At 60.0% G+C, this 18728-nt stretch carries 28 protein-coding genes and 1 tRNA gene; 10 read left to right on the forward strand and 19 right to left on the reverse strand.

Features of this window, described 5'->3' with window-relative positions:
* Positions 1–12 precede the first annotated feature (12 nt).
* A protein-coding gene (prfB, locus tag EV286_RS19840; protein WP_132958881.1) for a peptide chain release factor 2 occupies positions 13–1144 on the forward strand; the annotation gives its coding sequence in 2 pieces (ribosomal slippage) (positions 13–81 and positions 83–1144; 1131 coding nt in all).
* 72 nt (positions 1145–1216) lie between these two features.
* Here prfB and EV286_RS19845 read toward each other — a convergent pair.
* The 5 genes from EV286_RS19845 to EV286_RS32035 form a co-directional block, all read right to left on the reverse strand.
* Entirely contained in the window at positions 1217–1444 is a 228-nt protein-coding gene (locus EV286_RS19845) for a hypothetical protein (RefSeq protein ID WP_132958882.1), read from the reverse strand.
* A gap of 116 nt (positions 1445–1560) precedes the next feature.
* Positions 1561–2064, reverse strand: a complete 504-nt coding sequence (locus tag EV286_RS19850; protein WP_132958883.1) for a hypothetical protein — start codon at positions 2062–2064, stop codon at positions 1561–1563.
* 17 nt (positions 2065–2081) lie between these two features.
* Positions 2082–2855, reverse strand: a complete 774-nt coding sequence (locus EV286_RS19855) for an NAD kinase (protein ID WP_245500764.1) — start codon at positions 2853–2855, stop codon at positions 2082–2084.
* Between the two features lie 185 nt (positions 2856–3040).
* Positions 3041–3178, reverse strand: a complete 138-nt coding sequence (locus EV286_RS32030) for a hypothetical protein (protein WP_165932891.1) — start codon at positions 3176–3178, stop codon at positions 3041–3043.
* Positions 3179–3245: 67 nt separating this feature from the next.
* The gene (locus EV286_RS32035; protein ID WP_165932892.1) at positions 3246–3398 is read right to left on the reverse strand and encodes a hypothetical protein; all 153 of its coding nucleotides are present in this window, start codon (positions 3396–3398) and stop codon (positions 3246–3248) included.
* A gap of 236 nt (positions 3399–3634) precedes the next feature.
* On the opposite strand from EV286_RS32035, the gene EV286_RS19860 reads away from it, so the two are divergent.
* Positions 3635–3710, forward strand: a tRNA-Thr gene (locus EV286_RS19860).
* A gap of 178 nt (positions 3711–3888) precedes the next feature.
* Here EV286_RS19860 and EV286_RS19865 read toward each other — a convergent pair.
* From EV286_RS19865 to EV286_RS19880, 4 genes are all read right to left on the reverse strand, one after another.
* On the reverse strand, positions 3889–4569 hold the full coding sequence (locus EV286_RS19865) for a hypothetical protein (RefSeq protein ID WP_132958884.1): 681 nt from the start codon (positions 4567–4569) through the stop codon (positions 3889–3891).
* Between the two features lie 73 nt (positions 4570–4642).
* Complete coding sequence (locus EV286_RS19870; protein ID WP_132958885.1) at positions 4643–4879, reverse strand: hypothetical protein; 237 nt, start codon at positions 4877–4879, stop codon at positions 4643–4645.
* Positions 4876–5598, reverse strand: coding sequence for a hypothetical protein (locus EV286_RS19875; RefSeq protein ID WP_132958886.1), 723 nt, complete (start codon positions 5596–5598; stop codon positions 4876–4878). The genes EV286_RS19870 and EV286_RS19875 overlap by 4 nt, the downstream gene beginning before the upstream one ends.
* 74 nt (positions 5599–5672) lie before the next feature.
* Positions 5673–5948 (reverse strand): hypothetical protein, encoded by a 276-nt coding sequence (locus EV286_RS19880; RefSeq protein ID WP_132958887.1) that lies wholly within the window; start codon positions 5946–5948, stop codon positions 5673–5675.
* Positions 5949–6087: 139 nt separating this feature from the next.
* Between EV286_RS19880 and EV286_RS19885 the strand changes: the two genes are divergently transcribed.
* Entirely contained in the window at positions 6088–6285 is a 198-nt protein-coding gene (locus EV286_RS19885; RefSeq protein WP_132958888.1) for a hypothetical protein, read from the forward strand.
* 150 nt (positions 6286–6435) lie between these two features.
* On the opposite strand, the gene EV286_RS19890 is transcribed toward EV286_RS19885, so the two are convergent.
* Complete coding sequence (locus EV286_RS19890) at positions 6436–7020, reverse strand: hypothetical protein (protein ID WP_132958889.1); 585 nt, start codon at positions 7018–7020, stop codon at positions 6436–6438.
* A gap of 204 nt (positions 7021–7224) precedes the next feature.
* Between EV286_RS19890 and EV286_RS19895 the strand changes: the two genes are divergently transcribed.
* The 5 genes from EV286_RS19895 to EV286_RS19915 all read left to right on the forward strand — a co-directional run bounded on the left by EV286_RS19895 (position 7225) and on the right by EV286_RS19915 (position 9863).
* On the forward strand, positions 7225–7449 hold the full coding sequence (locus EV286_RS19895; protein ID WP_132958890.1) for a hypothetical protein: 225 nt from the start codon (positions 7225–7227) through the stop codon (positions 7447–7449).
* Positions 7446–7745, forward strand: a complete 300-nt coding sequence (locus tag EV286_RS19900; protein WP_132958891.1) for a hypothetical protein — start codon at positions 7446–7448, stop codon at positions 7743–7745. The genes EV286_RS19895 and EV286_RS19900 overlap by 4 nt, the downstream gene beginning before the upstream one ends.
* A gap of 433 nt (positions 7746–8178) precedes the next feature.
* A complete protein-coding gene (locus EV286_RS19905) occupies positions 8179–8490 on the forward strand; it encodes a hypothetical protein (RefSeq protein ID WP_245500765.1) in 312 nt (103 codons plus the stop codon).
* A gap of 259 nt (positions 8491–8749) precedes the next feature.
* Positions 8750–9040 carry a hypothetical protein gene (locus EV286_RS32265; RefSeq protein WP_245500766.1) on the forward strand — a complete coding sequence of 97 codons (291 nt, stop codon included), beginning with the start codon at positions 8750–8752 and terminating at the stop codon, positions 9038–9040.
* A gap of 310 nt (positions 9041–9350) precedes the next feature.
* Positions 9351–9863, forward strand: coding sequence for a sigma-70 family RNA polymerase sigma factor (locus tag EV286_RS19915; RefSeq protein ID WP_207909893.1), 513 nt, complete (start codon positions 9351–9353; stop codon positions 9861–9863).
* Positions 9864–9997: 134 nt separating this feature from the next.
* Here EV286_RS19915 and EV286_RS19920 read toward each other — a convergent pair whose 3' ends face one another.
* The 5 genes from EV286_RS19920 to EV286_RS19940 form a co-directional block, all read right to left on the reverse strand.
* Positions 9998–10276, reverse strand: a complete 279-nt coding sequence (locus EV286_RS19920; protein ID WP_132958893.1) for a hypothetical protein — start codon at positions 10274–10276, stop codon at positions 9998–10000.
* Between the two features lie 145 nt (positions 10277–10421).
* Complete coding sequence (locus EV286_RS19925) at positions 10422–10874, reverse strand: hypothetical protein (protein ID WP_132958894.1); 453 nt, start codon at positions 10872–10874, stop codon at positions 10422–10424.
* A 5-nt stretch (positions 10875–10879) separates the two neighbouring features.
* Complete coding sequence (locus EV286_RS19930; protein WP_132958895.1) at positions 10880–11131, reverse strand: hypothetical protein; 252 nt, start codon at positions 11129–11131, stop codon at positions 10880–10882.
* 7 nt (positions 11132–11138) lie between these two features.
* Positions 11139–11447, reverse strand: coding sequence for a cell wall anchor protein (locus EV286_RS19935; RefSeq protein WP_132958896.1), 309 nt, complete (start codon positions 11445–11447; stop codon positions 11139–11141).
* Positions 11448–11471: 24 nt separating this feature from the next.
* A complete protein-coding gene (locus EV286_RS19940) occupies positions 11472–12167 on the reverse strand; it encodes a hypothetical protein (RefSeq protein WP_245500767.1) in 696 nt (231 codons plus the stop codon).
* Positions 12168–12299: 132 nt separating this feature from the next.
* On the opposite strand from EV286_RS19940, the gene EV286_RS19945 reads away from it, so the two are divergent.
* Positions 12300–12578: a hypothetical protein gene (locus tag EV286_RS19945; protein ID WP_132958897.1), complete on the forward strand. Its 279-nt coding sequence runs from the start codon at positions 12300–12302 to the stop codon at positions 12576–12578.
* Here EV286_RS19945 and EV286_RS19950 read toward each other — a convergent pair.
* Together EV286_RS19950 and EV286_RS19955 are read right to left on the reverse strand one after the other, a co-directional pair.
* On the reverse strand, positions 12575–13015 hold the full coding sequence (locus tag EV286_RS19950; protein WP_132958898.1) for a hypothetical protein: 441 nt from the start codon (positions 13013–13015) through the stop codon (positions 12575–12577). The two genes, EV286_RS19945 and EV286_RS19950, sit on opposite strands and share 4 nt — an antisense overlap.
* Before the next feature lie 3 nt (positions 13016–13018).
* A complete protein-coding gene (locus tag EV286_RS19955; RefSeq protein ID WP_132958899.1) occupies positions 13019–14203 on the reverse strand; it encodes a hypothetical protein in 1185 nt (394 codons plus the stop codon).
* A 99-nt stretch (positions 14204–14302) separates the two neighbouring features.
* Here EV286_RS19955 and EV286_RS19960 point away from each other — a divergent pair, with 99 nt between their 5' ends.
* Positions 14303–14542, forward strand: coding sequence for a hypothetical protein (locus tag EV286_RS19960; protein ID WP_132958900.1), 240 nt, complete (start codon positions 14303–14305; stop codon positions 14540–14542).
* Here EV286_RS19960 and EV286_RS19965 read toward each other — a convergent pair.
* Together EV286_RS19965 and EV286_RS19970 are read right to left on the reverse strand one after the other, a co-directional pair.
* Positions 14507–16573, reverse strand: coding sequence for a hypothetical protein (locus EV286_RS19965; RefSeq protein ID WP_132958901.1), 2067 nt, complete (start codon positions 16571–16573; stop codon positions 14507–14509). The two genes, EV286_RS19960 and EV286_RS19965, sit on opposite strands and share 36 nt — an antisense overlap.
* Entirely contained in the window at positions 16574–18727 is a 2154-nt protein-coding gene (locus EV286_RS19970; RefSeq protein WP_132958902.1) for a hypothetical protein, read from the reverse strand. It abuts the gene before it with no gap.
* Between the last annotated feature and the right edge of the window lies 1 nt (position 18728).

An 18728-nucleotide genomic window follows, 5' to 3' on the forward strand; every position in this document is an offset into this window, starting at 1 on the left:
GAAGCGGGAAAAATGCGAGCCGAAATCGAGAACGTAGTCGACGAGACCAAGCAGGCCATAAGCCTGCTGAGGAGGCATCTTTGACTGGGACCAGGCGATAAGACGACTGGACTGGTTGAACAACAAGGCCGAGGATCCGAACCTCTGGAATGATGCGGGCGAAGCGCAGAAGCTCATGCGTGAGCGTCAGCAGCTCGACGACAGCATCAACGGAGTTCGCTCGCTTGAGCAGCAGCTCAACGACAATGTCGAACTCGTCGAGCTCGGCGAGGAGGAGGGTGACGCGGCGATCGTCAAGGAAGCCGAGGAGGCGCTGAAGGCGCTGAAGGCCGAGGCCGCCCGCCGCCAGGTGGAAGCCATGCTGTCCGGCGAGGCCGATGGCAACGACACCTATCTCGAAGTCCACTCCGGCGCCGGCGGCACCGAGAGCCAGGACTGGGCCAACATGCTGCTGCGCATGTACACCCGCTGGGCCGAGCGCTCGAAGTTCAAGGTCGAGCTTCTTGAAGTTCACGACGGCGAAGAGGCGGGCATCAAGTCCGCGACGCTCCTGGTCAAGGGCCACAATGCCTATGGCTGGCTGAAGACGGAATCGGGCGTTCACCGCCTGGTGCGCATTTCGCCTTACGACAGCAATGCGCGCCGCCACACGTCCTTCTCGTCCATCTGGGTCTATCCGGTCGTCGACGACTCGATCCAGATCGAGATCAACGAAAGCGATTGCCGCATCGATACCTACCGTTCGTCGGGTGCCGGCGGCCAGCACGTCAACACGACCGACTCGGCGGTGCGTATCACGCATATCCCGACCGGCATCGTCGTGCAGTGCCAGCAGGAACGTTCGCAGCACAAGAACCGGGCCAAGGCCTGGGACATGCTGCGCGCCCGCATGTACGAAGCCGAGCTCATGAAGCGCGAAGAGGCAGCCAATGCCGAGGCGGCTTCGAAGACCGATATCGGCTGGGGCCACCAGATCCGCTCCTACGTGCTGCAGCCCTACCAACTGGTCAAGGACCTGCGGACGGGCGTTTCCAGCACTGCACCTGATGATGTGCTCGATGGCGAGCTCGACGAGTTCATGGAGGCCGCACTTGCCCACCGCATCAGCGGCGCGGCCGATGCGGCGGTCGATGACATCGATTGACACTCTGCTCAAAGGCCCCGGAACGGGGCCTTTTTGTTGTCGCCTGTCACCGGCGCCCGCGAACAGTCGAAATCAGAATTTTATGGTGACGCCGTCGCCGCTACCGGTGGCATCCACGGGCTTCTCCATGAAGTTCTTTTCGTTCTCCGCGCGGTATCGCCCGGCGACGGCCGGATTGCTGAGAGCAAGGTAGAACGCCGCGGTCAGGCCGTCGTCTCCCTTCTCGACGACGGCGACCAGCATTTCCTCGTCGCAATCGCCGAGCGGCATGAAGACGGGACGGGGGTCGAACGGCTCCATGGCCGGCGTGCGCTGGGCGGGTTACGTTCCGCTGCCTGCTCGGCGGGGCCTGTTGTTGCTGCTGTTGCGGTACGATGAAGGCGCCAAGAAGCAGAGGTGCAGGGTGCTGCCGATTGTCAGTTCGTCGCCCTCTCGACGGTGATCTCGCCGAATTCGTCGATCAGGACTGTCCATCCTTCCGATTCGCCTGCCGGGTCGGTCCTCAGATAGACCGTCGCGAAGAGGCCGGGTTGGGCGGCAACGCCCGTGGAACTCTCCGGCCTGATGTCGGTGACATAGGGCTTCAGGTCGCTGAGTTCCTCCAGTTCGACAGTCGAGACGACCGTTGGTCCGCTCTGTGACTGGGCAACCTGCTGCAGATAGATCTTCGCGGTGCGGTCCGGCTGGCGCACGGCGAAGAGCTTGTAATAGCCATGGCGCTGACCCTGCTGGCCGGAGCCCGTTGCCGCCTTGTCCTCCTGCGGGGCTCGTTCGATCGCCGGGCCGTTGGTGCCGTCCTCCCAATATCCGGTGCTGGTGACGAAAATGACGGACGCTGGAAGGGCGGGCGCATCCTCGGCGCCGGCGAGGGTAGGCCAAGCCAGGGCGGCAACCACGGCAAGAACGGGCAACAGCTTCATGGGTTCTCCTTCCCGCCTCAATCGGAGAACTGTTCGGCGAGGATGCGATCCGACCAGGAACGGTCGGGATCGGAGAGGATGCGCGCGGTCATGTCCTCGGATTGGGCGATGCGCACATGCAGCACCGACTTCACCTCGGTATTGTCGGCGACTGCATTCACCGGCCGTTTGTCGGGCTCCAGGACGTGGATGTCGACGGTGACCTTGTTGGGGAGAAGCGCGCCGCGCCAGCGCCGCGGGCGGAACGCGCTGACCGGCGTCATGGCGAGAAGCGGCGCATCCAGCGGCAGGATCGGCCCGTGTGCGGAAAGATTATAGGCCGTCGAGCCGGCGGGCGTTGCCACCATCAGCCCGTCGCATATCAGCTCCTCGAGCCTCTCGTGGCCGTCGACCTCCACACGCAGCTTTGCCGCCTGGTAGGACTGGCGGAACACTGAAACCTCGTTGATCGCAACCGCGCTCGAATTGCTGCCGTCGGCATTGGCCGTCGTCATCTGCAAGGGTCGGAAGATGTTCTCCACGGCCACCTCGATGCGCTCAGGCAGATTGTCGGTGCGATAGTCGTTCATGAGAAAGCCGACCGAGCCCCGATTCATCCCATAGGTGCGCTTGCCGGAATTCATCGTGTTGTGAAGCGTCTGGAGCATGAAGCCGTCGCCACCGAGCGCGACGATGACTTCCGCCTCCTCGATCGAAGCGCAGCCATAGAGCCGGACGAGCTCCTCGCGGGCGGCGAGTGCCTCGGAAGCGGAGGAGGCCAGAAAACAAAGAGAGCGAAACGACCGGGACATGGGGCATCCTTTGAAACTTGTTCTAGGTAAAGGATAAATGCCTTGTGCGACAAGACGTTTTGCGCGCCGTGCCGACAGGTCGATCGTAGAATTCCTGTGAGGGAGCAAAGAAGCCGGACCCCGGGGTGAGGGTGCCGGTACGGGGCTGCGGCGAGAGCACAGCCGCGTTGTGGTTCTTGCGCCGGCTAGTCGCCGGGAGGGTTCTGGATGGTCGCCTTGAGCGCGCCGCCACCGCCGGTCCCGCTGGCCCCCGGCCGGTCCATCAGACCGATTGCGACGACCGAGGCGACCATTAGGCCGACGATGAAGATCATGAGACGCATGCAATTTCCTTCCGGTTTATGATCCGGCCGAACGCGCGGGGCCTGCTCGGGGTTCCAGTTAGCTGCATCACGGTCGCTGCGGGATGGTCGGCGTCGGCGAGACGTTGGCGTCGGGCAGCGGACGCGCAGGCTCATTCGGATCGACCCAAAGTATGCTGGTGATCGTCAGCACAAAGGCGGCGACAAAGAGCAGGCCAAATATGAGTGGTCGGATTGCCATGCGGCGCATTCTCTGTGAATCGGGAAAACTATACGCATTATCCTCGCCTTGATCGTTCATTTTGAGGCGAGATTCGGAAAAATCGCGCAAAGGCCGTGACGAAGGCGCAAACGCGGCACGCGAGGCGGAATGCAGGCCGACGCTTTCCTAGCACGGCCTCCGCATCCTCCCTAAATCCGAATTGTCACTTGATTTTCCTTTACAGAAAATCAGAATCTGCTACTTGGCTGCGCATTGCCCTTGTAGCTCAGTTGGTAGAGCACCTGATTTGTAATCAGGGGGTCCCGGGTTCGAACCCTGGCGGGGGCACCAAAATTTTCAATAACTTACGCGCCAAGACGTTGATCCGAAATGCCTCTGGGGTAACATCTGGGGTAACGGCGGCGCTAAATCTCACCCGACACGGTGTCGGCTTTGACGAATCGCTTGAACGAAAAAAGCCCGCTCCATTCGCGAAGCGGGCAGGTACCGGGAGTAAAGATATCTCGGCTTAGGCGCCGACGTGGCGCAGGACGCAGCGGGCGAGCTTGACGCCCCAATCCTCGCCCTCGATCGTCATCACCACCTGGAAGCGGTCCAGGCTGCCAGCGAGAGCTATTGCCTCGGCTTTGATGCGGACGCCTTCGAGCGTGTACTCTGGCTCTGAGAGGATGCGCTTCATGACCGTCGTCAACACCGCACTCAGTTCCCTTAAGCGGCGATTAGAGTCGTCGATGCCGGAAAGTTCGCGTACCTGCTCGCGGTGGCGTTCGTATTCTCGAGCGATTGGAAGCACCTCGTATTCCTCGGCGAGTCGTGCCTCCCATTGCTCGCGGGTCAGGCGACGAACCTTGTTCTGCCGTTCGAAGGTTTTGCCGCGGAGCAGAAATTCGGCGTAGTCGATGGAGTGGGCGATCCATTCCGCCTTCTGCACTCTTAGCGGCTCCGTATCGCCAGGACGCACGAGAAAGTCACCGTCAATGGTCAATTCCCGGCAGTCCCAGTCTCCATGCGTCTCGTAGGTGAGTTCATCCGGAGCCAGGGGCCAACGGGACGACCATTCAGCAACGATGGCGGCGCACTTGTCCTTCTCGGCCTGATACTCTTCTGCAACACTGCGGAGGCGTTTTCCGAGCGCCAGCAGGTCCGGGTTTTCATCAGTTTTTGATGTGGTACGCATTGTTTTACCCATAATCATTATCCTCGGGGTGGTTGTGGTAGGGCCGGAAGGGGACAGGCATCACCTTTCCGGCCCATAGTTCTCGCTACTGGCGGCGTTCCCCGGCACGAAGAGTGCCGATGTTCTGTTCGATCTGTGTTTCCAGGCTTTCCGCTGCGTCGCGTGCAATCCAAAGCAACGCGCCCACGCGGTAGAGTTCGTGCCGTATCTCCGGCGGATGGTTCATCCCGACGACCTTCCCAGCGATTTCGTCGAGAAGATGCGCGAGGTTGGCAACGTCGCCATGGATGGTATCGATGCTGATTGCTTCCCTGGCCATCATGCTTCCTCCCCAGTCGATACCGTCAGGCCGGCGAGCCGTTTGACTAGGTTGACTGCACGGAGCTCGGGGACGTCGCCATCGTGGAGACGAACGATGTAGCCAGCCATCAGGCGCGCGTCTTCGATCGTCTGCGGCTCCCAATTCATGATCTGCTGGTAGAGCGGGTCCTCGATATCTTCGAGGGCGTGGCACTGTTCTACGATGGCCGTGAGGCCTGTCGCATCCCACCACGCATTGTAGACCGCTTTGCGTTCCGCCAGGAGCCGCTTGCCTTCAATGCGCTCCTGTTCGACCTCAGCGATACGGCGCCGATGCCCCGCGGGCGTGATGCGCTGGTCGATGTGCCATTGATGGCTTCGGATGTAACCGTCTGCTGCTTCGTCAATTCCCTCGTCGTTCCAGATCGGCCGGCGAGAAGCCTCGCACAAAAAAGAGCGGCCCTTGAACACCTCGCGCGGGAGGACAGTGCCGGTGTTCGGTTTATCGGCGCGGGAGAGCAACCGATCCTCCTGCTCGAGCAGATCCTGGATGCGTGACCACAGCGGGAAATGTTTCTCGATGAGGTTGGCGAGCGTGGTGTCTGGGGTAAGCTTGTCGATTGCAGCGAGTGCTGGCGCCGCGGCAACGACGGGTGCTGCTGCGGCGGCTGCGATGAAAGAGCGCCGCGTCAGCGACCTATCGGAGTGTGGGTCGATCGTGGTATAGGTCTTGTCAGCCATCTTGAAACTCCTCTCCATGGTGTTGTCGGTGGTGATGGGTCGGGAGGGCTGCAACCCTTTCCGACCCGCTTGCGTCAGCAGACGCCGGTTTCCGCGGCCTCGTAGAACTTGTGCTGCAAACTCTCGGCGCGGCTTGAAACGTCCGTCCATGCGAACGAGAGCATCCGCATTTCCCCGGCTCCGAGCTGTATGTTGATGATTTGGCCGACCGGCTCGCGCGTGTCCTTGTCGACAAGGTAGCGGTTGAGCAGGGTCTGCATGACTTGGACCATATCGGCGAGGTCGCAGATCTGCGCCTCAAGGTTCAGAAGCGCTGATACGCGCGCCTTGTTTATCTCTTCATCGGTCATAGTTCCTTCCTTCCATTACGGTTAATATGTGCATAGTTATGAACCTGTTTACCATATGTGTCAATATAGGAGCACATAGTTATTGTAATAAATATGGGTTGTGTTTATAAGGGAGGGGCGATTAACGAGGCACATAGAAATGGGAAGACCACCGGTTCCGCCGCACCTGAAGAGGGAAAAGCGGCTCGTCGTACTGCTAACCGAGGCTGAGTACGATCTGCTCCAGGACGCGGCCAGGGCGGCCGACGTCGTCAGCGTTTCCGATTGGGTTCGGGAACTGCTTTTGAAGGCTGCTGATGATGCTGGTGTTCGCGGGGCAAAGCCATCACAACACTAGGGAGGGATGGGAAACAGTTGAGGACATCCATTCCGGCGCCGCTGTCGTTATGGTAGCTTGGTCTTCGGCCAAATCCCCTCCGTCCCACGGGGTGTATTTCAGGCCGGAGCCGGGAGGGCCGACCCTTATCACCTTCCCGGCTCGCTGGGCTTAGTCGTTCCAGTGGACTTCCAGGCGCCCATCCAGCCATTCAATAGCCTTGACGAGCCGATTGTAGTTCGGCCGTTGATGTCGCCATTTCTGCTTTCGGAAGTATCTCTTCGTCCGAAGCTCTTTATCAAGATCGGCGAGGTTTACGTTCGCAGGCAGAAGCCGCTTCAACATTGAATCGACCGGATGATTGCCGGTTAATTTGTAGGGCTTTCTGCTTCGAAACAAGTTGTGATACCTGGCCGCCTGTTGGATATTAGTCCAAGTCGAGTGCGGGAAAGTCGCACAAATTTCTTCCACCGACGCGTTGGGGTAAAGCCTTCTCAACTTCGATATCTCGGCTGCTGTCCAAATATGGATTTTCTTGCGCAGCCCGAGCCTCGCACACTCACCCTCAATGGCTTTATGTGTTCGATGTGGCAGCCTTTTGCACATGGCGTTGTAGTCCGGGGCAAGTTCCCGCAAGACGTCGCGTTCGGCGTCAGTCCAGAGCTTGTGGCCCTTCATAGTCACCCCCTCCCGTCTCATGCGCCGGCGCGCGCGCTCAGCGATTGCAGCGTTTTTGGCAAGATAGGCCAGATCCATGGCGCACCCCCTCGATGGCCAGTCCGCGCCGATTCGCTAATGAACGCCAATCACAGGTAGGGATATCCCCGATTTCCACTGTCGCCTGTTGTTCACGAATGCCGTACGATGAGGGATGTCGCGTAACGGCAGCCGGTGTAACGTGACATCGTCACGCTTCGGAGGAGGATCGATGACAGCCCAATTGACTAACCTGCGCCTAGCATGACCCCGGCTCGCTTTTCCGAATGTCTGCTTCGTCTACGCTGGACGCCGATCAATCTCGCGAGTGCCCTGCAATGCGATCTGGCGCTTGTGGAAGCCTGGGAGAGCGGCGAGGAGGAGATTCCAGCCAAACTGGCGGCGTGGCTTGAGACATTGGCGAAGGCGCATGACACCCTGGATATCCCCAAGACGTACCGTGGCTGGCAATATGGCCCCAAGCAATGACCCGGACGACTGATTTTGTCGCCGAACTGATCCGGGCCGCCAATGAGATCGAGAGGTTGATGCCGCTGGAGCGCCGCCGGTTGCTCGATCGCTCAGTGTCCACCATTCTGGCACTCCGGGACTACCTGGAAGCAAGCGGCAAGGTCGTGCCATTCGAGCGAGGCGTCAGCAAGGACCTGCAGCAGGTGTCCGCGATGCTGCACGAGGTTCCGGAAGTAATCGTTGCTCACGCTCTTCTGGAAGCGGCTGACGAAATCAGGCGGCTGCGTATCCTGGCACATGACGACAAGGGATAACTCCGCAGACATCGGAACCTTTTCAATCGTCGGAGGTTAAGCTGCAGAGCAAACTTTCCCCGGCCGATCCAACTTTGACAATCGGTCGTTCGCCCCGGTCTAGCGACCCCCGCCACAGCCGGGCTTTTTTGTCTCGGAGCACGTTGCTAGCTATAGTCGCTGGAAGGTCGTGTCTACCGGGTGTATCGTACCCACGCTCGATGTCCGCCGGCTCCTCCAGAGAGTTGGCGAATTGCCCCGGTATCACCCCCCAGCAGTACCGGGGCTTCTTTTTGAGCGCTCCTCTACCTGGCGGAACCAATCAACCGAGGCGTCGTTTACTCGTCAGGTCGAATAAACCGGCATACCACCCCCCAATCCGCGTCGCCGGTCGGCCTGCCCCGACGCATCCCAAATGGCGCCGGGGCTTTTCATTGTCCTAGACACGAAGCAGATGATGGAAGACGAATACAAGCCGAAATACAGATGGGGGAGAACCTGGCCTGGGGAAAATGGCCTTGATGGAAAGCCGCTACAGGACTTCATCGGCTTCGATGGCGAGGTGATTATCGGCAGGATCCGCCTCGAAGATTCCGGACCCTTGAAAGGCCAATGGCAATGGAGTGGTCAAGGTCCATTTCGCGGTATCAAGAAGCGCCTCCTGCCGCATCAGGGATATGCAGAGACAGCAAGGGAAGCCTCCCGAATGGCTGAAGACTATTACCATCAGCTGCTCGCTCTCAATGGATTGAGGCACGAGGGATAAACGGTGGGGAACCTTTCCCACTTCTACAGGTTCCACCTACGCATGTTCTAAACTTCCCGCGCCTGCCCCGCCTAGCCAGCGGGGCTTTTTTATATGTGCCGAGCAAGCCATGTGGAAAACCTGCTTGCCTTCAATTGACCTTAATTGAGAACTTGCTAAAGGGCGGGACGGTGTCCACTATCCCGGCTTCAGCAGCCATTTTCCGGGCGCTGCTGCTTGAGGGCTGCCATACCCTAGCCCCAATAGAAAAGAGGACATCGTGTCTTCCTCTCAATCCGTAATATCCCTGACGTCTGCCGATCTGAAAATGCTTCAGAGCGTTCTTTCCGATGCCGGTTACACTGGCGACATATGCGCGAATCCACCGCGAGAGTTTAACATCGCAGCAAAGCTGCTGATCCGGCTGTTTCAGGAAGGTATCACCGAACGCGTGCAGCTGACTGCGGCGCTTGAACGATATTTCGGTTCCTCGGTCAAGGAAACCAGACTCACGCGGTCGCCGCTCCGCCGTTACGCCATTCAAGGCTTGCATGGGCCAAGGATTCAATGACGGTTTTTCGTGTGACGCGCAAGGTTCCAACACCTGGCGCCTCTGAAGAGGCCTGCGATGCGGGGACCGGCAGGCCTCTTCTTTATTTCCACCATTTCACGTGGTTGATCGCCGGAACCGACTGCCGTGCTGTAGGTTAGCAGTAGTCATATTGTTTCGCTTTTTCCCCGCCCTCCAGCGGGGCTTTTTCCGTGCTGTTTCGGGAAATGAGCCGCGCCGTTGATCCGTTAACTCAGGTCGCCGCGAGCCTCGGAACAATAATTCTCTAAGCACGTTGACGATTACCTAACAAAAATCCGGAGAGGAAACGATGGTTCACCAGGCGCCGACAGGCTCCGTGGAAGGGGAAATTATTGCCTTGCTTCCGAAACTCAGAGCATTTTCTAAGAGCCTAACAAAATCGCGATCGGACGCTGATGATCTAGTCCAGGAGACGTTGATGGACGCGCTGGCACATCTCGACGGATACCAGGAAAACGGAAAGCTGAAAGCGTGGCTGTTTCGGATCATGCGAAACGCTTTCCTTACCCGATGCAAGAAGGCCAAACGCGAAGTATGCATGCCCCTGGAGGACAGTATTTTCAGTCAGCCGGCACCGGCCGCGCAGGAATGGGCGATAGATCTTCGACATCTCTACGAAGCGGCCGATGAATTGCCTTCTCATCTTCGTCACGTGTTCATCAAGGTCATGGAAGGCCAGACCTACGAGGCAATTGCCGCTGAATGCGGCTGTGCGGTTGGCACGATCAAGAGCCGGGTCAACCGTGCCCGCCATCAGCTGGCCGAAAAGATGGACTGGGACACACACCGCGTCCATCATTGACAGCAGGAGAACACGCGATGAAGAAGGAAGAGAAACGGTTGGCGGCTGAGAACGAATGCCCTCGTGGACCGGTAGCCTAAGTTCATATCATTTCTCGCGGCCCCGCCTCATCAGCGGGGCTCTTTTTTGTTCGGCTACGGAACGTAGAATCCGCCCTTAAACATAAAGCCCAGCACCCCGGCCACCAGACCACCGATGACCAGCCACATGAGCTTTGACAGGTTCGAGTTGATGGCGTTGAGCTTGTTGGCCATCTCCGTGAAGCGTACATCCATCTTGGCGTCCGCGACTTCGCTCTGGCGCTGCCACTTTTCCAACTCGGTCAGTCTTAGATGGTGGTCGCCTGCTTGACGCTCTAGGGCGACGGTTCGGCTTCGGAGGTCCATGTTTTCAGCTTCGCTTGGGGCCGTCATCTATTCTCTTTCATGAATGCCATAAGTATGCCCGCGGTTCGACCTCGGGTCGTTCATCGTGTTTTGGAATTCTAGTCCTCAGGTGGAGGTGGGGGAGGTGGGGGCCTCGTGCCGTTGAGGCTGAGATTCAGCGCCAGCGACATCATCAGGTTTCCACCAGAACGGCAAAACCATTGGCAATGGCGATGTATTGGCCATCCGAGTTGCCAATGCCGACGACGCCAGCATAGACCGCCGTTGGAGCGCCCAGCGTGAACGTGTCGTCCAGACTGTCGTCAGACCCGAAAATGACCTCTACGACGTCGCCCATGGAGAGGTTTGCATCCGTCGATATGCGGAAACGCGCGCCGCCTGGAGTCGTGCCTATGAAGACATCGCCCTGATACCGATAAGTACCGGCCGCGAGATTGACAGGGCCTTTCCGGATACGCGGATTATTCGTGCCGACTGCTGCCCCGCGAGCCTGCCCGCTCACGATGGAGAGCGTCGTATTTGTGCCCGGTTCCCAATCAAATGGGGCGAGAAGGTTCGGGTCAGGCGGTTCACTTCCGCCATGGCGGTGGCCAATCGACAGATCGAGGGACAGGCTCATGCACATGGGTGCTACTTCTGAACCGGAGGCTGGGGCTTGGCGAGACCGGTGAGGCCGTCCCGACCGATGTTGATCACCACCTTGAGCACGCCAAGCGCGGCGATGATGAAGCCGCTCCACTCGGGCGGAATGGTTGAAGCCGTGCAGTCGAACGAGCCGTTCGGGAGGGTCGTGCATCCGTATGCGGACAGGCCGGCCGTAATGGCGGCGATCAGAATGATGGCCACATTGAGGAGGTTGTGAACGAGGTTGGAATTTGGCATTGCGGCCTCACTTGTTCTGCGTGGCTGTTTTGATGGTGACGTATGCGGCTGTAACCTTGACCAGGAGGTCGGCGCCGGTTGCGTTTGCCGGATCTGCGCAGATCGACGAAACGCCGCTGTAAGCGACCCTGACCTTTTCAACGGTCGCAGGCTTGAGGGTCGGCTCGAGGGCCACGAATGTTTCGTGAGTTGTCTTCAGCGAGGCGCAGGCCTGCGGTAGGTTCTTCTTGATCGCCGCATCAATCCTTGCGGTCTGGGAGGTCGTGCAAGCGGACAGGCCAACGCCTACCGCCACAGCAAGAGCTATGGTGCGCATGTCTTTTCCTTCGGTTTGGGAGGGTCAGGCTTTCTGTTTGGTCGTGGCTGCTTTGGTGACAGTCTGCGGCGCAGCCTTCTGGACCGCGTATTGCGGGGCGTTCAGGGCCTTGTCGAAGGCATAGGCATAGCCGGCAATCTGCTTGGCTTTATCGGTGCCATTTATGATGCGACGGGCGTTTTCGTAGTCGCATTTGCCGGCGGTGATGTAGTCGGCGAGCTTCTTGCCGGTGAAGCGCCCCTTCTCCATGCCGTCGAAGAGGATGCTGACCGCCGTCGAGGACTGCAGGGCGGCGTCCGGATCGTCCTCGATACCGTAGGTGCGGTAGTTTTCCCTTCCGGTGATTTGCACGAGCCCACGGCCTCGGAAGCGATAGCCGTCGCCGCTCGCCTCGTCGCCGTTGCCTATACGGTTGGCATAGGCGCGATTGGCAATGCGCACCGGCTGCCTGGCATATGCCTTGGCCTGCGCAGCGCTGAAATACTTCGGGAAGGTCGCAAGCAGCCCCTGGGCACTGTAGTTGAGGTTTTCCGACACGGGGCTCATTTCCGCACCGGTCTCGTGGAACGTCGTGGCCAGCATGTAGGCGAGCCACTGCTGCGGCGTGCCGCGCTTCAAGGCTTCATCCAGAATGGCCTCAAGTCCTTTGACCTGGGACACGGAGAGGCGTCCGCTGAACACCGGCTGGCGAACAGCGTCGAAGAATTTCGACTTGTCCATATTTTTTCCTCAGAGCTTCATTAGTGATGCGGAATGTTCAGGCGACCCGAGAGGGAGGGCACCCCGACGCCTGTCGGGAACCTTTCGGGGTTACCGGCGTTCGGTCGGTGGGCTGATCGAAAGTGAGGGCAGATGACGACTATTCCGGATACAGCCGGCGAAGTGGCTGCAATGCAGGCCTATCTCAATAGGTCCGCAGGTATGCTATTTCGCTTCGCCTCATACTGGCTCATCGCAACATTGCTGCTACAGGCAAACACATATGCGATTCCCAGCCCGTTCTTTGTGGCGCTCAGCATCGGCCTGCTAGGCTTGACGGTGAGCAGTGCCAAGGTCGGTCAGTTGGGGCTCGCCATCCTGATGGTCATGGCAATTGTGCCATCGAACACGTTGGCGAACCTGATCAATTAGGCCGGCCAAACCATTTCGGGGAGTTCGAGCAAGAAGGCTTCAATGGTCGGCTGCTCGCGCTCGCCGGCCTGTACCTTGGCCAGTTCCGAATAGGCGTGCTGCCAAACATTGTCGCGCCATGCGATGAAGGTTCCAGCCTGGGCTGCCCAAACCGGGTTAGTGCTGTCCTTGTAGGACGCGAGAGTGACCCCATCGTTGAATTGCTTCGTGAGGGCGGTCGTATCGATGAGCGACTGAATGGCAATCTGATAGTTGGATATCGTCGGCACCCGGACTGCTACCGCAGGTGCCGAAAACTCGCCGTTCTGATAGCTCCATCCAATCTGCGCTTCTTCATTTGCAAACCAGCTTTCCCTGTCAGGCCAGTCGTTCGGCATCTCTTCTTCAAAGACTGCCCTGTTGATGACGGATGAGCCGTCAATTTGAACGTAGATCATTGGTCACTCCGCAACAAATTCGGTGATGATGACGACGCCTGCAAAGCCGTTTCCGCCAGTCCCGACACCGCCATTTCTATCGGCATAGCCACCGGAACCGCCTCCACCAAAGCCCGTCGAAGCAATGCCATTGCCGACTGAACTACCTGCGCCCCCAGAACGTGCGCCGCCACCAAGCACGGATGGACCGCCGAAACCTCCAATAGCGGCGCCCAACGTTGCACTAACAGAGAACGTCCCGCTTCCTCCTGCAGAGCCTGCCGTTGTCATTTGCCCTGAAGTTACAGCCGCTGTGCCACCACCGGAGCCACCAAGGCCAACCTGGCCAGTATTGCCCTGAGTCCCGCCGACCCCTCCCGGCGCACCTATGAGTGTCCCGACACTGGTAGTCCCACCGGTTGACCCGGTGCTGGTCGCGCCAGCGCCACCACTCCCAATGGTCACGGATTGGGACGCGCCAATATCAGTGCGTGTGCAAAGCTTTCTGCTGTATGCGCCACCACCACCACCGCCGCCGCCAAGAGCAGCAGTCGCATTGCCGTTAGTTCCACCGCCCCCGCCACCGCCGCCACAGCCTTCGATGATGCAAAAAGCCATTCCAGGGGTTGGAGTGTAGGTACCGGACGTGGTGAAGAATTGGGTTACGACGCGAAGACCCTTGGAGAAGGTGAAGAAATTAGTGCCGTCGCAGACGATGGTCGTGGTTGTTCCGTTGCCGACCGTCAGTGTGGCTTGCCCGTTGATCGTCTCGGAACCATCTGGATCGATCGTGACGTCGCCCCCACCGGCAAACACCGGTAGAAACCAACCGCTTACCAGCGTAGACGCGGCGGCAATGGAAAGGGTAGCGGCTGCCGTAAATCGAAGCGGAACCCCGATATCATCAGCTATGGCAGTGTAGTTGCCGCTCTTGACCGAATAGGCGCCTGCAATATTGCGCCGAGCCCGAGCGGAGTCCGCTGCGACGAGAGACTGCGACGAGCCGTAGCTCACCACCTCAAGTTCCGTGGCCGCGGAGGTCTTGTTATTCGAGCCCGTGCCGCCGGCAATAATCGGGCGTGGGTAATTGTTCGCCGTCGCCAGATCTTCCAGCGGGTCATTATGCTGTTGGGCGATGATGACCGTCGCGGGCACGGCCAGGTATATGGGCGGAAGGCTGTAAACCCCCGTCGACGGATTATACGGCATGTTCGCTTATCCTGTGGTGGGATTGCATTGGGCGAGGAGGCGTATTGCTAGCCAGACTCGACGCGCATATGATTGCGGCACTAAACCGGGAGCTGAACCTTGCAGATCGAACACGATCCAGAAGAACCGAAATACGAGCGTGACCGCGGCCCGTGGCCATTCCTGTTTCCGGCTATCGCGTTGCTGTGGATTGGCTCGTTTTTCTATTTCAAGCTCGACTGGCACTCGATCGCGCTTGGCGGCGGCACGGCATGTGTCATCACGCTCTGGGCTATCGAGGTCACCGGCAACAAAGTCCCAGACTCATGGCGCAACTCGTCCAGGCGCCGCCGTCTGTGACGCCAGAAGCGCCGCTACAACGCGAGCGCGTGCCTGGTCTGCCCTCGAAAGCCGTCTAGTCCCAGTCGTCAGCAAATCCCGCGCTGCATTCGGGTCGGTTTCCATCAGCGTGCGCGCTATGCGCTCGATAACGCTGGGCGGCATGCCCTGAAACTCGTTGATTGCTCGCGTGGCGCCGGCCATGAGTGCGCCGGGAATATCTCGCCGGACGATGGCCGAAATCACTCCGGGGTCAAACTGGTTGAAATCCGCGGCATCTGCCAGATTGTCGGCCGTCTTCGAATTCCCCAGAGCAGCATTGGCCGTCTCGTACATGCGCTGTTCGCGGCCGATGCGACGGCCAAGTTCAGGACCGCGGCCCGGAGCAGCGAATGCAGGAAACTCCTGCTCGTATTTCGGTGTGGTGAGTGCTCGAGCCCGGTTGGTGAGCGGTCCCATGGGCGTGCTCTCAACCTTGGCGATGATCGGATCCACATATCCGGCGCGAAACGCCTGCTGCTGATCGGGCGTCATCTGGTTGAAAGCTGCGATTGTGTCGTCGGCACGCTGACGGCCTGACGTGGCCGCAGATCCAACCGGAACGGCGTCGATAACCTCGCTACGCTGCCTGAAGGTGTCGTTGGCAGCGCGATAGGCGGGGCTTCCTTCCTCCAATGCGCTATCAATGGCGCGCTTGACCTCATTGAGGGCGAAGGCGCGGTTGTTCGCTCCTCGCCCCTCTGCGGCGGTAATCATATCGTCCAGATCCAGCTTCACACGAAACAAGGCGTCGAAATCGGTAATCTGGGAATTGCCGTCACTCAGCATCGACCGGACACGCGAAAGCGCGCCCTCGATCGAGTCGTTGGCGATGCGGTCCCGAGGATTGACCATGCTGTTGATGCCGGGAGAGAGGGTCTTGTCGATGGTTTCGAGCACGGGCGTCACGTTGACCGGCGTCGCCTGGTTGCGGGCCGCGCCATAGAGCTTGTTCGCTTCGTTCGTGCGCGATGCCTTGAGACCCGTGGCCACCGCATCGGCCGTCTGTGGCGCGTCGAAGCCTTCCACGAGGGCACGCGCCAACCTGTCGCCCTGACCCATCTGCCGGCGCTGCAGGGATTCCACGAAGGGCTGGCGCTCGTTGTGCGGGTTTCGGGCCACGACGGAGGCGAGACGCTGACCGGTATATCCGAGAGCGTCCGCGACGTTATATTCCGGCTGACCTTCTCGAGCGGCGTAGTCCATGACGTCGGCAACCTGCTGCGGCGTCCGATCAGCACGGCGCATCGCAGTCGTTACGGCATCCTCGGCGTAGTTCTCAGGATAGAGACGCGCGAGTACCGGTGCTGCCGCACCCTTGGCAACCTTGGAAACCCCGGCAACGGCGAGAGGCGTAAGTCCGCCGAGAACAAGACCACTAGACCCGCCAATCAGAGCCTTTGCCAGACGGTCGTTGACGCCTTCACCGCTGCCAAAACCCTGAGCCGCGCCCAGCGCCAGACCTTCGCCAGCAGACACGCCGGCAACACGGCCCAGGCCACGACCTGCAGTGATGGCGTTCGCCGTGGGAGAAAGACCGGCCTTGGCCAGCGTCGCACCCGTACCGACACCGCCCGTCAACTGTCCCGCCAGGCGATAGCCGAAACGGTTATCGTAGTCGGACTGGTCAACGGCACGCTCTTCGGCAAGGGCCTTCTCATAGTCAGCGTTCTTCGTCTCCGAGGCGAACGGCGCATCGATGGCGCGGGCAATCATGCCGAGGGGATTGTATTTCCCGGCATAGATACCGCGCTCGTAATATTCATCCGGTTTTGCAGGGACCGACAACGGGCCGCTCTTCGCATGGGCTGCGATTTCGTCCGACAGGCCGAATGTCGCGGTATCGGCTACACCGCGAGCGAACGCATCGGCTTTGCCAACGATATTGTCGCGCTTGTCGGGCTCGGGTTGGGCACCGATATGCTTCTTGAGGGCCTCGAGCGCGCCCTCGGCATTGTCGCCGCTGACGCGATAGACCTTGTTATCCGGACCCGTAATCTTGAAAGTGGGCATTTAGTTACCTTCTTCCTCGATCGTGTATCCGTCGACCTTGGCCGGCGCCCTCGGTGCAGATGCGGGGGCCTTGTAGCTCGGGCCTGCAGAACGTTTCATGCCCTCGATCGCGATACGGCGGTTTTCGGCCTTCTGCTTCAGGACTTCGGGTCCATCCCCAGGCTGCGGGAAATACTGCTTGTTGGCGTTGTCGAATTCCTCATCGGAAATGACTGCGCCCGACTCTCGACGAAGCTGGGCGTTGATGAAGTCGCGCCGTGCCTGGTCGTACTGCTGATAATTCTCGTCGACGAAATTGTTGCCGACGCCAAATGGAAGGCCGCTGATGAGCTTCTGCCCCCAATCGGTTCCCGAGGTACCGCCGAGAGTGTCGATGGTGGTGCCGGACGCTGCCATTCTGTCCGCAAACGTCATGGCGTTCTTTTCCTCCAGCGTCGGCTCCTTCGGGCCGGTGAGGGGAATGGCGTTGCGCTGGGCGGCAGGGACGTCAGCCGCTGGAGCAGGCGCCGCGGGCTTTGCCACAGCGGGCGCAGGAGTCGCGACAGGCGCTGCGGAGGGCGCGCGACCGGCGAAGATGTCAATCTCCTGCTGCTGGGGCTGTGCTGGCTGCTGCGAAGGCTGGCTGAATATGCCCTGCGGGGTGAGGAAGAGGATTTCCCCGTTAGGGCCAGTTACCTGCTTGCCGGCGGCGAGCTGCTGCGCCTGGTCGGGGGTGAGGGCGCCGCTGTCGATAAGGCCATTGAGGGCCTGAGCCTCTACGCTGGTTCCCTCGAAACGGAATTGACCGGGCTTTGCGCCACCCGTAGTGGGCGTGACGTCCTCGATCGTGCCATCGGGCATGACCCGAACGGCTCGGTTGCCCATGATTTTGACCTCGCCTTTCGGATTGCGAAGGTTCTCGATCTGGGCGCGCTTGTATTCCAGATCCGCCTGATAGGCCGGGTCCTGGCGTTTGCGCTGCTCGTCCTCGAGCGCGTTCCGACGTTCGATCTGCTGCCCGATGAGGGTCTGTGCAAGCCGCTTCTTGTCGTCGCTGATCCAGGGATTGGACATGATGTCCATGTACGCCTGCATCTGAGTGTCATTGCCCATGAGGGCATTCGCCTGCGCAATCTGCCGCGGGGCAACCGGGGGCGCACCTGTCAGAGGCTGCGAAGACGGCGGGATAGGCGCACTCGCTACATCGCGCGGCGGCGCAAGGGTAGGCATTCCCTGCGCTGGAGCAGGGTTGGCATAGGCCGTCGTTACCTGCGGGTCGCGATAGGGCTGGGGAGACGTGCGCTGTATTTCGCTGGCAGCCGCGGGCATGCCGATTGACGGATCGAGGCTCGCAACCTGATTGGGAGCCGCCGCGGGAGCCGCGGAAGCAGACGGGCTACCCGACTGGAACGATGGAAGGAAGCCCTTGGCATAACCGAGACGGCGCGCACTCTCGCCGCCGGGTTTGTCGTAGCCGGCGAATGCCCAAGCATTGTTCATGAGCGCTTGTGCTTCTTCGACGCTCTTGGCGCTGTTCAGCTTGGCAATGAGCTGCGGGTTTTCCTGGAGGAAGAACTTCGCCTGACCTTGCGGAGAAAGGTCGCCGGTCGCTGCAAGAGCCTCGTAGCGCGGGCCACGCCAGGACATGATGCCACCGGCCCGACCTGGTTGGCCGCTTTGGCTGGGGTCGCTCCATGTGCGGTTCGCATTACCGGGAGAGAAGCCGCTTTCCGCCCTACCTGTCGAAGCAATGGCCGCGAGCGCATAGGGGTTTGAAACTCCCGTCTTCACCGTGTCCATGAACCCGGAATAGACCTGGTTACCGTCCAAGTTCGTCGGCGTGGCGGCTACGTCACCGGATGGCGACACCGAAGGCATGGAGCCGCCGGAAGCACCGGGCGTCGAACCAAAGGAACCGAACAGCGCAGGGACAGCAGCGCTCCATGCCTTGTCCGCAGATTCCTTTCCGGCCAATTCCGCCTGATCGAGCTTGCGCACGCGCAGACCGCCCACGAGGGCATTTGCCATCTGGGCAAGCCCCTGAAGCGGGTTTTCGATCTTCTGCTGCTTCGTTGCGTCGCCAAGAAGAGCTTCAGCCAGCAGACGCTTGCGGGTCAGCGCATCCGGGCCGAGGCGTGCAAGGTCTTCCTGCGTGTAGCCGCTGCTGATTGCCATA

This window comes from Rhizobium sp. BK251 (assembly GCF_004345245.1).
Classification (GTDB): domain Bacteria; phylum Pseudomonadota; class Alphaproteobacteria; order Rhizobiales; family Rhizobiaceae; genus Rhizobium.

Bases quoted from the DNA above. Each gene is read 5' to 3' on its own strand.
- EV286_RS19845 (WP_132958882.1), bottom strand. From the start codon at position 1,444: ATGGAGCCGTTCGACCCCCGTCCCGTCTTCATGCCGCTCGGCGATTGC.
- EV286_RS19850 (WP_132958883.1), bottom strand. From the start codon at position 2,064: ATGAAGCTGTTGCCCGTTCTTGCCGTGGTTGCCGCCCTGGCTTGGCCT.
- EV286_RS19855 (WP_245500764.1), bottom strand. From the start codon at position 2,855: ATGTCCCGGTCGTTTCGCTCTCTTTGTTTTCTGGCCTCCTCCGCTTCC.
- EV286_RS32030 (WP_165932891.1), bottom strand. From the start codon at position 3,178: ATGCGTCTCATGATCTTCATCGTCGGCCTAATGGTCGCCTCGGTCGTC.
- EV286_RS32035 (WP_165932892.1), bottom strand. From the start codon at position 3,398: ATGGCAATCCGACCACTCATATTTGGCCTGCTCTTTGTCGCCGCCTTT.
- EV286_RS19865 (WP_132958884.1), bottom strand. From the start codon at position 4,569: ATGGGTAAAACAATGCGTACCACATCAAAAACTGATGAAAACCCGGAC.
- EV286_RS19870 (WP_132958885.1), bottom strand. From the start codon at position 4,879: ATGATGGCCAGGGAAGCAATCAGCATCGATACCATCCATGGCGACGTT.
- EV286_RS19875 (WP_132958886.1), bottom strand. From the start codon at position 5,598: ATGGCTGACAAGACCTATACCACGATCGACCCACACTCCGATAGGTCG.
- EV286_RS19880 (WP_132958887.1), bottom strand. From the start codon at position 5,948: ATGACCGATGAAGAGATAAACAAGGCGCGCGTATCAGCGCTTCTGAAC.
- EV286_RS19885 (WP_132958888.1), top strand. From the start codon at position 6,088: ATGGGAAGACCACCGGTTCCGCCGCACCTGAAGAGGGAAAAGCGGCTC.
- EV286_RS19890 (WP_132958889.1), bottom strand. From the start codon at position 7,020: ATGGATCTGGCCTATCTTGCCAAAAACGCTGCAATCGCTGAGCGCGCG.
- EV286_RS19895 (WP_132958890.1), top strand. From the start codon at position 7,225: ATGACCCCGGCTCGCTTTTCCGAATGTCTGCTTCGTCTACGCTGGACG.
- EV286_RS19900 (WP_132958891.1), top strand. From the start codon at position 7,446: ATGACCCGGACGACTGATTTTGTCGCCGAACTGATCCGGGCCGCCAAT.
- EV286_RS19905 (WP_245500765.1), top strand. From the start codon at position 8,179: ATGATGGAAGACGAATACAAGCCGAAATACAGATGGGGGAGAACCTGG.
- EV286_RS19915 (WP_207909893.1), top strand. From the start codon at position 9,351: ATGGTTCACCAGGCGCCGACAGGCTCCGTGGAAGGGGAAATTATTGCC.
- EV286_RS19920 (WP_132958893.1), bottom strand. From the start codon at position 10,276: ATGACGGCCCCAAGCGAAGCTGAAAACATGGACCTCCGAAGCCGAACC.
- EV286_RS19925 (WP_132958894.1), bottom strand. From the start codon at position 10,874: ATGTGCATGAGCCTGTCCCTCGATCTGTCGATTGGCCACCGCCATGGC.
- EV286_RS19930 (WP_132958895.1), bottom strand. From the start codon at position 11,131: ATGCCAAATTCCAACCTCGTTCACAACCTCCTCAATGTGGCCATCATT.
- EV286_RS19935 (WP_132958896.1), bottom strand. From the start codon at position 11,447: ATGCGCACCATAGCTCTTGCTGTGGCGGTAGGCGTTGGCCTGTCCGCT.
- EV286_RS19940 (WP_245500767.1), bottom strand. From the start codon at position 12,167: ATGGACAAGTCGAAATTCTTCGACGCTGTTCGCCAGCCGGTGTTCAGC.
- EV286_RS19945 (WP_132958897.1), top strand. From the start codon at position 12,300: ATGACGACTATTCCGGATACAGCCGGCGAAGTGGCTGCAATGCAGGCC.
- EV286_RS19950 (WP_132958898.1), bottom strand. From the start codon at position 13,015: ATGATCTACGTTCAAATTGACGGCTCATCCGTCATCAACAGGGCAGTC.
- EV286_RS19955 (WP_132958899.1), bottom strand. From the start codon at position 14,203: ATGCCGTATAATCCGTCGACGGGGGTTTACAGCCTTCCGCCCATATAC.
- EV286_RS19965 (WP_132958901.1), bottom strand. From the start codon at position 16,573: ATGCCCACTTTCAAGATTACGGGTCCGGATAACAAGGTCTATCGCGTC.
- EV286_RS19970 (WP_132958902.1), bottom strand. From the start codon at position 18,727: ATGGCAATCAGCAGCGGCTACACGCAGGAAGACCTTGCACGCCTCGGC.